Origin of the sequence: Pseudomonas sp. CM25, assembly GCF_013179705.1 — a bacterium.
GTDB lineage: Bacteria > Pseudomonadota > Gammaproteobacteria > Pseudomonadales > Pseudomonadaceae > Aquipseudomonas.
The window spans coordinates 1-11,566 of the sequence record NZ_JABMCW010000174.1 but is presented as its reverse complement, the minus strand read 5'-3'; the positions used below and the strand labels follow the sequence as shown (position 1 = coordinate 11,566).

At 63.8% G+C, this 11,566-nt stretch carries 7 protein-coding genes and 3 pseudogenes; 1 reads left to right on the top strand and 9 read right to left on the bottom strand.

Going from position 1 to position 11,566, the window contains the following annotated elements:
- Positions 1-87: 87 nt before the first annotated feature.
- The 5 genes and pseudogenes from HP546_RS18005 to HP546_RS17985 all read right to left on the bottom strand — a co-directional run.
- Positions 88-1,602 carry a DHA2 family efflux MFS transporter permease subunit gene (locus HP546_RS18005; protein WP_172227988.1) on the bottom strand — a complete coding sequence of 505 codons (1,515 nt, stop codon included), beginning with the start codon at positions 1,600-1,602 and terminating at the stop codon, positions 88-90.
- The gene (locus HP546_RS18000; protein ID WP_172227986.1) at positions 1,592-2,737 is read right to left on the bottom strand and encodes an HlyD family secretion protein; all 1,146 of its coding nucleotides are present in this window, start codon (positions 2,735-2,737) and stop codon (positions 1,592-1,594) included. Before HP546_RS18000 ends, HP546_RS18005 begins: the two co-directional genes overlap by 11 nt.
- A 162-nt stretch (positions 2,738-2,899) precedes the next feature.
- Positions 2,900-4,315 (bottom strand): efflux transporter outer membrane subunit, encoded by a 1,416-nt coding sequence (locus tag HP546_RS17995; RefSeq protein WP_172227984.1) that lies wholly within the window; start codon positions 4,313-4,315, stop codon positions 2,900-2,902.
- A 99-nt stretch (positions 4,316-4,414) separates the two neighbouring features.
- On the bottom strand, positions 4,415-5,125 hold the full coding sequence (locus HP546_RS17990; RefSeq protein WP_172227982.1) for a helix-turn-helix transcriptional regulator: 711 nt from the start codon (positions 5,123-5,125) through the stop codon (positions 4,415-4,417).
- 210 nt (positions 5,126-5,335) lie between these two features.
- A pseudogene (locus HP546_RS17985) lies at positions 5,336-5,458 on the bottom strand (GNAT family N-acetyltransferase); the annotation flags it as partial.
- A 255-nt stretch (positions 5,459-5,713) separates the two neighbouring features.
- Here HP546_RS17985 and HP546_RS17980 point away from each other — a divergent pair.
- A complete protein-coding gene (locus HP546_RS17980) occupies positions 5,714-6,640 on the top strand; it encodes a LysR substrate-binding domain-containing protein (protein ID WP_172227980.1) in 927 nt (308 codons plus the stop codon).
- Positions 6,641-6,741: 101 nt separating this feature from the next.
- On the opposite strand, the pseudogene HP546_RS17975 reads toward HP546_RS17980, so the two are convergent.
- The 4 genes and pseudogenes from HP546_RS17975 to HP546_RS17960 all read right to left on the bottom strand — a co-directional run.
- Positions 6,742-9,227 (bottom strand): annotated as a pseudogene (locus HP546_RS17975) (TonB-dependent siderophore receptor).
- Positions 9,228-9,339: 112 nt separating this feature from the next.
- Positions 9,340-10,275 (bottom strand): FecR domain-containing protein, encoded by a 936-nt coding sequence (locus HP546_RS17970; protein WP_172227978.1) that lies wholly within the window; start codon positions 10,273-10,275, stop codon positions 9,340-9,342.
- A gap of 5 nt (positions 10,276-10,280) precedes the next feature.
- Entirely contained in the window at positions 10,281-10,781 is a 501-nt protein-coding gene (locus HP546_RS17965) for a sigma-70 family RNA polymerase sigma factor (RefSeq protein ID WP_172227976.1), read from the bottom strand.
- Between the two features lie 139 nt (positions 10,782-10,920).
- Positions 10,921-11,566 (bottom strand): annotated as a pseudogene (locus HP546_RS17960) (diaminopimelate decarboxylase); the annotation flags it as partial.

Here is an 11,566-nt window from a genome sequence, read left to right as displayed (position 1 = left end):
AGGTGCTTTGCCACGGTGGCGTAGCGCGTCGGATTCATGGTTTTGCTCGGTCGGGAATACGGGATGTCCGGCAGTTTAACAGCTGCCTCATGTGGCCCGCTGCGTCCGCAACAGCAGTGCCGCCAGCGCACATCCCAGCAGTGCCAGGCAGGCAAGGTAGAAGGCATCACTGTAGGCCATCAGGTAGGCCTCGCGCCGAATGGTCCCCGCCAACCCCTCCAGCATCTGCTGCTGATGCGGCAACCAGCTTTGTACCGTCTGGTTGATGCGCTCCTGCACGCCTGGCTCGAACACCGTCACCTGCTCGTGAATACGTTCACTGTGAAAGCGCTCGCGCGTCGCCACCAGTTGCGTCAAACCCGCCGTACCCATCGCACCCCCCAGGTTGCGCAGCATCGAAAACACCGCCGAGGCCGAACCCGCTTCGCGCTTGTCCAGCCCGGCCACCGCCAGCACCGACAAGGCCACCATGATGAAGGGCTGGCCGATGCCACGGACCACCGTCGACGGAATGATCACGTTGTCGGCACTGTCGGCGCTCAGGCTCGCCCCCAGCCAGCAGCCCAGGGCCATGATCAGAAAGCCGCTGGCGACCATGAACCTGGCACTGGTCCAGCCCATCAACCGTGGCATCAAGGGGGCTAGCAGCAGCTGCACCACGCCATAGGCGATCAGCGTTACGCCCACGTCGTGCGCACTGAAGCCCTGCAACTGCGACAGGTAGTTGGGTACCAGGAACACCAGGCCGAAGGTGGCACCGCCAAAGATGAACATCGCCACGCTGGCGACGCCGAAGTTGTAGTGGCCGAGCAAACGCAGGTTGATGAATGCACGCTGGCCGAACAGCTGGGTCACCACGAACACTACCAGAGCAATGCCGGCGAGCACGCTCATGCCGACGATGAACGGCGAGCCGAACCAGTCCAGCCGGCCGCCTTCTTCCAGTACGATCTGCAGGCCACCCAGGCCTGTCACCATGGCCCCGATACCCAGCCAGTCACCTTTGCGCAGCAATTCGAGCTTCATCGGCCTGGCGTCGATAGACCAGGCGATGGCGAACAGCAGCGCGATGCCGGGGAACAGCTGCAGGTAGAAGATCCAGCGCCACGAAAAGGCATCAGTCAGCCAGCCGCCAATCGACGGCCCGGCTGCCTGCGCCACGCTGTTGGCCAGACTGAACAGTGCCATGCCCATGGCCATCTTGCTGGCCGGCAGCTCGGTGATGATCAGCTGGAATGAAAGCGGGATCAGTACGGCTCCCGCAGCCCCCTGGACCACCCGGATGGCAATCATCGCTTCCAGGCTGGGCGCCCACGAGCAGGCCACCGAGGCGAGCAGGAAGATCAGCGAGCCGGTCCACATCACCCGGCGCAGCGAGAACACTTCCACCAGCCAGGCCGTCAGCGGAATCATCACGATTTCCGCCACCAGGTAGGCGGTGGAGATCCACGAGCCTTCCTCGAAGCTGGCGCCTAGCGAGCCGCGGATTTCTGGTAGCGCAGCGCTGGTGACATGCACGTTCATGCCGGCCATGAAGCAGCCGAACAGGCCCCCAAGCACTGCCACCCAGGCGCGCAGCGAGACGGTTTGCTCAGTGCGCATCGGCAACCTCTGCAGGGCGGGTGTCGACCGTGCTCACTACCGACATGCCGGGGAGTACTTTTGGGCCCTGCAGCGGTGTGTCGAGCAAAATGCGCACCGGGAAGCGCTGGACGATCTTGGTGAAGTTGCCGGTGGCATTGTCCGATGGCAGCAACGCGAAGACATTGCCCGAGGCGGGAGAGAAGCTGGCCACATGGCCCTGCAGTGGCTGACTGGCAAAGCTGTCTACCCGTATTTCTACCGGTTGCCCGGGGCGCATGCGGGCCAGTTGGGTTTCCTTGTAGTTGGCCACCACATAGGCTTGCTGCAGGGGTACGACTGCCAACAGCGGCTGGCCCGGCACCACGTACTGGCCGGCGCGCACGCGGCGTTGGCCGACCACCCCAGTGATCGGCGCGCGGATCACGGTGTCCTGTTCGTCCTGCTCGGCCAGCTGTCGGTGGGCCTGAGCGCGGGTCAAGGCTGCCGCGTGCTGATGCAGTTCGGCGTCAGCCTGGGCTGACCGGGCCTTGGCCATGGCCAGCTGTGAGCGTTGCTCGCGCAGCGCGGCCTGGGCGGCTTGCAGTGCGGCTTGCGCCTGGGTGGCACGGGCGCTGGCGGTTTCCAGGCGCTGCACGGTCGCAGCGTCGTCACGCACCAGGCCACGATAGCGTTGCATGTCCAGTTCAGTCCGGTGTTGTTCAGCGGTGGCGCTGCGCACGGCCGCTGCAGCCTGCAGGATGGCTTGTTGTTGCTGGTAGATACGCTCGTTCGCCACCTGTCGGCTGGCCTGGGCGGCTGCCAGTGCCGCCTGTGCCTCGGCCACGCCGGCACGGGCGTGGTCGCGGCGCGCGCGGTAGTCGCGGTTTTGCAGGCGCACCAGTACATCGCCGGCGTTCACTGGCTGGTCGTCAGCTACTTCGACCTCGGCCACGTAGCCGGCCACGCGTGGGCTCAGGGCTACCCAGTCGGCGCGGATGTAGGCATCGTCGGTGGTCTCCAGGTAGCGGCCGGTGGTGAGCCAGTAGCTGGTGAAGGCCAGCAGGGTGATCGCTGCCAGGCTACCGCTGGTGATGCAGGCCAGGCGGCGACGGGATCTGGCTCTTGTCTGTTGTGCAGTTTCGGCGGGTGCGGTTCGGTTTAAGGCGACATTCATGTTCGGTTTCCATTATTGATATAGGGGCTGCTAGGCAGCCCATCGCCGGCAAGCCAGCTCCCACCTCGACCGTGTTGACCTCAGGTGATGTGCAATCCCTGTGGGAGCGGGCTTGCCGGCGATGGGGCGCGCAGCGGCCCCATGGATTTTTGCTGCGGGCTACTACCGCCCGCCCAAGGCACGGAACAGGTTGACCTGTGCCTGCGCCAGTCGCCCTCGGGCCTCGACGTGGCTGGCCCGCAGGCGGATCAGTTCCCGCTCGCTGTCCAGCATGGCCAGCCCGTCAACCGTACCGGCGCGGTAATTGCCCTGGGCGAGGGCAAACCCACGCTGGCTGTGCACCAGCGCCGTATCCAGTGCCTGCAACCGCTGACGTTCACCGTCGTATCTGGCCAGCGCCTGGCGTACGTCCTTCAGCGCATTCAGCGCCACGCTGTGGTAATGGGCTACCTGCGCCTGCTGCAACGCCTCGGCCTTGCCAACCCGTGCCCGGTTGGCCTGCATGTTGGGGAACTCCCAACGGATCAGCGGGCCAATACCGAACATCACCGCGCGGCTGTCGCCAAGGTTGGCAAGGTGATGGTCCGAGGACGTCAGCGAGGCGCCGAAGCTGACCTTCGGGTACAGGTCGGCCCGGACGATGTCGGTTTCCAGGCTCGCGGCCTGCAGCTCGCGTTCGGCCTGGCGCACATCCGGCCGGCGCTCGAGCAAATGCCAGCCATCGCCAGCCGGCAACGGCAACGACAGCGTGGGTATGGCTGGGCACGTTGCGGTTTCGGCCACCGAGGCTTGGCCGCTCAGCATGCTCAGCTCGTAAAGCGCCATCTGCCGCCGCGCGGCGAGCATCGGCAGCTGCGCCCGCACCTGCTCGCGCAAGCCCGACAGGCGTTCGCTGTCGAGCGCTGTGGCCACGCCCGCCCGGTGCTGGCGTTCGCTGAGCTGCACGCTGCGTTCGAGGGTTTGCAGCGACTGCCTCGCCTCGACCAGGCGCGCGGCATAGAGGCACTGGTCGAGGTAGGCGCGGCTGGTCTGGGTAACCACGTGCAGGCGCATCAGGTCCCGTGCTGCGGCACTGGCGTCGGCTTGCGCCCGGGCCCGCTGGATGGCGGCGCGCACCTGGCCCCAGACATCCACCTGGTAGGCCAGCTCGATGCCCGGGTTGAACTGCCATTGTGATGGCGCGTGGCTGTCGGTCGCTTCGGCGAGGGTCTGGTCATCGGTGCTTTTGCCGTAGGTGGCGGCAAAGCCTACCGAAGTCGATGGCCAGCGCTGCGCACCAAATTCGCCGATACCGGCCAGCATGGCCTGCACATTGGCTTCGGCCTGTGCCAGGTCCTGGTTGTGGGCCAGGGCTAGCTGTACCCAGCGGTCGAGTTGCGGATCCTGGAACAGCGCCCACCAACGTTGCGGCAATGGCTGCCTGCTGACACCGGCCGGTGCGTTCGCCAGCGGGTTTGCCTGCAAAGCTGCGGGTGGCTCGGCAAGGGTTGGTGGCCGGGCGCAGGCGGTCAACATGCAGAGCATGCCGATCGCGGCGCCGAACCGGGCAGGGAAGGGGAATGATTGCAGTAAGGGCATCACGAATGTCGCTCAAGGGTCGTGATGCGAGGTTAGCGAGGGCGGGGGTGACGGCGCTGCCGCAAGCGGGACAACCTTGCGCGCAAGTGGGACAACAGTTCAGGAGTGGCGCATGGCGCCGTTCTGCCAGTCACTGGGGGCGTAGCCGAGGATGCGCTTGAACATGGCGGCGAAGGCACTGGCGCTCTGGTAGCCGTGCTCCAGCGCTACGTTCAGGATCGGTTTGCCTTCAGCCAGGCACTGCTGACTGAGCATCACCCGGGCGCGGGCGCGCCATTCGCCATACGACATACCCAGCTCGCGCTGGAACAGTCGCGCCACGCTGCGCGCACTCATGTTCAGTTGTGCACCGCATTGTTCCAGGGTCAGGTCCTGGGCCGGGTCTTGCAGAAAGCGTTCGCACCAGGCGCCAAGACGAGGGTGCTGCGGCGTGGGCACAAAGGCATCGATGCGCCTGGCGGCCGCCAGTTCGCAAAGGATCAGCGCCCGTGCGTGCTCGCCATCACGCAGGTCCAGCATGCGCGAAGCGGCCAGGACCAGTTCGCGCAGCAGGCCGGATACCACGATCACCTGGCAGCGGTCGATGCCGGCGTCGAGCAGCAGGGTGCGCATGCACACCACGCCTTGCATGCGGACGGCATGGCTGACCCCGGCCGGCACCCATAACGCGTGCCCACCAGGGATTACCCAGTTGCCGCCCTCGCTGCTGACCCGCATCACACCGCTGGCGGCATAGACAAGCTGGTCTTCAGCGTGGCAATGGCTGGCAATTTCATCGCCGTGTCGGTAATCCATTCCCAATGCTTGCATGCAGTTCATCCTGTTTATTGGATCCAATTATATGGCGTTGGCTGGGTGCCGGGTTGCGAAAGGTGGCCTAGACATGAACTACCCTGAACAAATATTGCTCTACTTCGACAATTCATGGCGAATGATTGCTTTGATCTATGTTTAAGAGAAGTAAATGGGCTGTAACGACCAGATTTAGACATCGTCCCTGCAGTACGCTTGCCCCCCTGTTCATGCCTCGGAGGGAACGTTCATGTGCAGCAAGGTGAACGGACGGCCTTCGCCGTCCAGCGGCGAGCGGCCGGTCTGGATGAAACCGTAATGCTGATGGAACCCCACGGCCTGAGGGGTTTGCGTAGATCGAGAGAGCCGCGTGATCCGTGTGGGAGCGGATTCACCCGCGAATGTGGTGGCGGAGACAACGGTGAATGCCCAAGGATAGTGGCCGGCAGGTCCGGCCTCTTCGCGGGTAAACCCGTTCCCACAGGGATCGCGCACGCATCAAAAATTTTGCGCAAGACAGCGCGCGGCTCCAGGGCCACGTGGACCTTGTGGGAACATCGGTCTTGTGCAAAATCCCTATGACAAGAACTCGGGCCGGGAGCGCCAATGAACCGAAACGAACTGCGCAAAGCCGATATCAACCTGATGGTGGTGTTCGAAGCCCTGATGCAGGAGCGCAACCTTACCCGTGCCGCCGAAAAGCTGTTCGTCGCCCAACCCACGGTCAGTGCTGCGCTGGCCAGGTTGCGCACGATGTTCAACGACCCGTTGCTGATCCGCGTGGGCAACCGCATGGAGCCCTCGGCCAGGGCCGAAGAGGTGATCAGGCTCCTGACCCCGGCACTGGACGCTATGTCCATCGCCCTCAGCATGACCCACGACTTCGATCCGTTGACCAGCAAGATGACCTTCCGGATCGGCCTGTCCGACGACGTCGAGTCGGGGTTGTTGCCGCCGCTGCTGCGGGCGCTGCGGGTGGAGGCGCCGAATGTGGTGGTGGTTGTGCAGCATGTCGATTATTGGCGTATCCCGGACTTGCTGGCCGCAGGCGATGTAACAGTCGGGATCAGCCAGACCAAGGGGCTGCCGGCCAATGCCAAGCGCAAGGTACTGCGCACCATGCAGGGCCGTGTCGTGCGCGCGGACAAGACAGCCACGCCACTGACCCTGGATGAGTTCTGCGCCCGCCCGCACGTTCAGGTATCGCCAACCGCCAATACCCAAGGGGTGGTCGATGACTGGCTGAAAGAGATCGGACGCGAACGCAAGGTGGTGTTGTCGGTGCCGCAGTTCAGTTCGTTGCCGGCAATTCTGGCCGGGACTGACCTGCTGGCCTGCTGCCCGGACTATGCCGCGCACGGCATGGAGCGCTGGGGAAACCTGCAGGCCGAGCAACTGCCGTTCGAAACCACGGCACTGGAACTGGCAATGGTCTGGCTTGGTACCACCGACAGCGACCCAGCCGAGCGCTGGCTGCGCAGCCGCTTGCAGCAATACATGGGCGGCGAGCGTGAAGTGGCGAACGGACTCTAGCCGCGATCATCGTGCAACTGTTCCACAGCTTTCCTCAGATAAAGCAACGGAGTGATGGTGCAAGACGGCGATGGGCCGCAAAAGCGGCCCCTGCTTTCTGGTTAGAACGTGCCTTGCAAAGTCACCATGAAGTTGCGCGGTTCGCCATAGAAGTTGCCCCAGGACGGCGCGCCGATGGTGGCGTAGTACTTCTTGTCGAACAGGTTGTTGCCGTTGAGGGCGACAGTCCAGTTCGGGTCGACGCGGTATTGCACGCGGCCATTCCACACCGTGTAGCCCGCCTGCTCGACGCGGGTAGTGCCGGTGGTACGGAAGTTATCGCTCTGGCTGTTCAGGCCGGCACCGAGGGTCCAGCGTTGCAGCGCACCGTCCAGCTGATAGTCACCCCACACCTTGAGCATGTGCCGAGGGATGAAACTGGAAGTGAAGGTCAGCTCGGTGGGGTCAGTATCTTCGATGGTATTCAGGTACTTGGTCTGGGTGTAGGTGTAACCCGCCAGTAGCTGCAGGCGCTCGATGGGCGAGCCGCTGATCTCGGCCTCGAAACCCTGGGCGCGCACCTTGCCGCTGTCGGTGTAGCAATAGCCATCGCCTGACGGGCAGGCGTCGTTGAAGTCGCTTTCTGCGCGGTGTTTCTCGAGGGTGCGGAACAGGTTGAACGAGGTGTTCAACGCACCATTGAGCAACTCGCCCTTGATGCCGATCTCGTAGTTGGCACCGGTCTTGGGCTGCAGCGACTGCCGCTCGGCGTTCACTTTGTCACTCTGCGGCTGGAAGATGTCGGCGTAGCTGGCATAGGCGGTCCACTGGCCGTTCAGGTCGTACAGTACGGCGGCGAACGGCGTGACCTGGCCATTTTCCTGGCTGCGGTTGTTCACCCAGTAGTCCCAGGCCGCGGTATAGGAGTCGCTCTTGTTGCGGTACCAGCTGACCCGCGCGCCCAGCACCAGAGTCAGCGGCTCTGCCAGCTTCAGGCGCAGGTTGGTGTAGGTGCCGTACTGGGTGGTGGTGGAATCGGTTGGCACGCTGCCACCGCGGCTCGGGTTGACCAGATAATCGGCCTTGGAAGGGCGGGGGAAGTTCGAGGATGGGTTGAACGGATCCTGCTTGCCGTCCAGCAGTATAAGTGCGAAGTAATCATGGGTTTTCTGCCGGCTGGCGTTGGCGCCGACGATCAGCTCATCTGTAGGCCGAACGCCTCGAACTTGCCATCGACATAGCTATCGAAGCCGTAGTCGTCCTGGTCGTAGTCGAAACGACCGGCCCGCACGTTCATGCTGGCGGTGCCGGCGCCGACCGGTACCGTACCTTCGGAGTAGGCGTATTCGATGTCCTGGGTGTTGTGGGTATAGATCGAGGCGAAATTCAGCGTCCAGTCATCGTTGAAGCGGTGCTTGAGGTCGGCAAAGCCGGTGATGCGCTGGCTTTGCAGGTCGTTCCAGCTGGCGCCCAGGCAGGTGGAACGCGACAGCTTCAAGTCACTGCCATCGGCGTAGCGTGGCAGGCCGGAATAGCACGGGGTGGCATCGGCATCCTCGTAGGCCAGGCCGGCGCCAAGGGTGGTGTCGGCGGTAATGTCCCAGTCGATGGCGCCATACAATATCTGGTCCTGGCGCGTGGCCGTGTCGTAGAAATACTGGCGGTCCTGAAGCGTTGCCACGGCGCGACCGCGCACGCTACCCGATTCGTTGAGCGGGCCGCCCACATCGACCTGCCCGCGGTAGTTGTTCCAGCTGCCGGCAGACAGGGTGACGGTGGTGGTGGCCTGTTCCTGGCCACGCTTGCGTACGAAGTTGACGCCGCCGGCGGATGAACCGGAGCCCTTCATCATGCCGGCTGCACCCTTGAGAATTTCGACCCGGTCGTAGAACGCCATGTCGCTGGAAAAGCTGTTGGCCTGCACGTAGTTGCCGCCTACGTCCAGCGGCACGCCGTCATACTGGTACTGGCCATCCAGGTTGAAACCGCGGGAGTAGAAGTACTTGCCGCCCATGGGCGAGTCGTACACCGTGATGCCGGGGGTTTTGTCCAGCACCTGTTCCAGCGTGTTGAGGTTCTGGTCGTCGAGCATCTTGCGGGTCATCACGGTGACCGACTGCGGGGTTTCCTTCAGCGTGTGCACGCCCTTGCCGATGGTGACGGCATGCGCGGTATACGATTGGGTGCCCTCGCTGGTTGCATCCAGCCGGTTGGCGTCGATGTTCAGTGGCCCCAGTTCCATCGCCGAACCGTTGTCTGCGGGTACCAGCACATAGCCGCCATTGCCCTGGCGCTGCGCCTGCAAGCCACTGTTGCCCAGCAGGCGAACCAGCCCTTCCTCGACGCTGTAGCTACCCTCCAGGCCTGCGCTGCTCAGGCTGCGCGTCTGGGTGGTGTCGAACGAAATGGTCACGCCGGCCTGCACGCCAAACTGGGTGATGGCATTGCCCAGTGGGCCAGCGGGGACGTGATAGGCGGTCTGGCTGTGGGCCATGGCCAGGCCAGGCATCAGCAGCAGGCCCGGTGCGCCGGCCAGGGACATGCCGAACAACACCAAGCGCACGGCCTGGCTCAGCTTGGTTGCAGGGGTGGGGTGCAGATGGGGCATTGCGTGATCCTTCCGTGTCATGGCAGAAAGTCGCTGTCGTCGCGGCTTGTGTCAGGGACGGGCGAGAATCGAAATCAGCAAGGTGTGGGTGAAGTTTTTTTGCGGCTGTTGCTCAGGCAGGTTCCACGCTTGCCCAGTAACGGCTGAGGTAGCGCACTTTCACCGGCAGGGTTTTCGGCAGGTTGGCCAGTGCAATGTCGGTATCGTCGATGCGGAATGCTCCGGAAATGCTCATGGACCGGATCGAGGGTGCGCAGCGCAGCACTCCTTGTCGGTAACGCGCCAGTTCTTCGACAAAGTCGCCCAGGTGCCAGTCGTTCACGCTCACCATGCCTTGTACCCAGGCGGTCGAATTGACGGGCAGCGCATGGGTGATGGCGAAGTCGTCGCGGTCATAATTTACCTGCTGCCCGGCTTGCAGTCGCAGCACCCGCTCCGGGTGACGCTGCGGGCGTACATCGACAGCCGCTTGCAGCACGCCCACGCGCGTTTGCTGCGCAAGTTTGCGAATGCTGAACTCGGTACTACGGGCGAGTACGCTGCCGTCTTCGGTGTGCACGATGAACGGGCGCTGTTCAGGGGTAATGGTCGGGCGAACGAGTATTTCCCCATGGTACAGCTGGATTGCCCGCACTTTTGCGTCGTAGCGCACATCCACCGCAGTGTTCACGTTCATTTCAAGCTGCGAGCCATCATCCAGCTGCAAGCTGCGCCGTTCGCCGCCGCGGGTGTGTTGCTGGGCCAGCAAGGCGCGATAGGGCACCTGCTCGGCTGCCAGCCAGCCACCGCCGCCCATGGCCAGCAACAGGCTCAGCACCTTCAGCACATCGCGCCGCTGTGCCTGTGCCGCGCCCAGGCTGGACAGCGCCGCCTGCGGCGGCACCATGGCCCACTGCAGTTGCAGTTTTTCTACCCGCGCCCAGGCGGCAGCGTGTTGTGGGCTTGCCTGCAGCCACTGGCGCCAAGCTTGGGTGCGCGCCTCGTTGCTGGCGCCATCGTTGAGCTGCACATACCAGGTGGCAGCGGCTTCGAGCGTCTTGAGATCCATCGTCCTCAGCCTTCGACTGCCAGCAGGCAGCGGGTCATTGCCTTTATCAGATGGTTCTTCACGGTGGTAACCGACACGCCGAAACGCTCGGCAGCAGCACCGTAGGTCAGGCCTTCGAGTTGAACGGCGAGGAAGATGGCGCGGGTGTTGGCGCCGAGTTCGTCAAGCAGGCTGTCCACGGCTACCAACATTTCGATGATCGACAAGCGCACTTCCGGCGATACCTCTACCGGTTCCGGGCGCAGGGCCAAGGCCTGCAGGTAGGCCTTTTCGATGGTGCGGCGGCGGGCTTTGTCGATCAGCAGCGAGCGGGCGATAGCGCTGAGGTAGCTGCGCGGCTCGCGGATCGGCAGCTGGTTGCGGGCGGTCATTACCCGCAGGAAGGTGTCGTGCGCCAGGTCGGATGCATCGGCGGCATTGCCCAGGCGGGCGCGCAGCCAGCCCTTCAGCCAGCCGTTGTTTTCACTGTACAGCTGGTGCAGGGTCTGAGGATCGAGCGTCGACATGCGTCAAGACCGCAATATGAATGGGAATTGATCGCATTGTTGCCATAGAGGGGTCTGATTGCAAGCAGGGTTTGCGCTGTACCTGTGGGAGCTGGCTCGGCGGCGATGGGCTGCTAGGCAGCCCTCATTGGTGCGCTGCCTAGAAACCCGCTTCCAGCGCTAGCAGGTCCTGCACGGTCTGCCGCCGGCGGATCATGCGCAGCGCGCCGTTCTCGATCAGAAACTCCGGCAGCAAAGGTCGGCTGTTGTAGTTCGACGACATCGACGCCCCGTAGGCACCGGCATCGTGAATCACCAGCAAGTCACCCACCTGCGCCTGGGGCAGGTCCTGTGGGGTCAGTTCCTGGTCGTCCTGGGTGAACACGTCTCCCGACTCACACAGTGGCCCGGCCACCACGGTCGGTTGGCGCGGGCGGTCCACCGGCTGGCCGTTGGCGTCGAGCAGGGTCATGCCATGGTACGCACCGTACATCGCCGGGCGCATCAGGTCGTTGAAGCCGGCATCGATCATCACGAAAGTATTGCGCCCCACCTGTTTCACGGCACGCACCTCGGCCACCAGGTAGCCCGACTCGGCCACCAGGAAACGCCCAGGTTCGATCTCCATGCGCACGGGGTGGCCCAGCATGGCTTCGATTTCCTTGCGCGCCACCGCCCAGGTCTGCGCGTAGCGTTGCAGGTCGACCGGCTTGTCGGTGCTGCGGTAAGGGGTCGAAAGCCCGCCGCCGATGGAGAAGGCTTCGATGTCTACGCCCAGGCGGCCGATCAGCTCGATCATCGACCGG

What these genes read in the sequence shown, in the direction of transcription:
- HP546_RS17990 (WP_172227982.1), bottom strand. Translation starts at nt 5,125, where the DNA reads ATGCAAGCATTGGGAATGGATTACCGACACGGCGATGAAATTGCCAGC.
- HP546_RS17995 (WP_172227984.1), bottom strand. Translation starts at nt 4,315, where the DNA reads ATGCCCTTACTGCAATCATTCCCCTTCCCTGCCCGGTTCGGCGCCGCG.
- HP546_RS17965 (WP_172227976.1), bottom strand. Translation starts at nt 10,781, where the DNA reads ATGTCGACGCTCGATCCTCAGACCCTGCACCAGCTGTACAGTGAAAAC.
- HP546_RS17970 (WP_172227978.1), bottom strand. Translation starts at nt 10,275, where the DNA reads ATGGATCTCAAGACGCTCGAAGCCGCTGCCACCTGGTATGTGCAGCTC.
- HP546_RS17980 (WP_172227980.1), top strand. Translation starts at nt 5,714, where the DNA reads ATGAACCGAAACGAACTGCGCAAAGCCGATATCAACCTGATGGTGGTG.
- HP546_RS18005 (WP_172227988.1), bottom strand. Translation starts at nt 1,602, where the DNA reads ATGCGCACTGAGCAAACCGTCTCGCTGCGCGCCTGGGTGGCAGTGCTT.
- HP546_RS18000 (WP_172227986.1), bottom strand. Translation starts at nt 2,737, where the DNA reads ATGAATGTCGCCTTAAACCGAACCGCACCCGCCGAAACTGCACAACAG.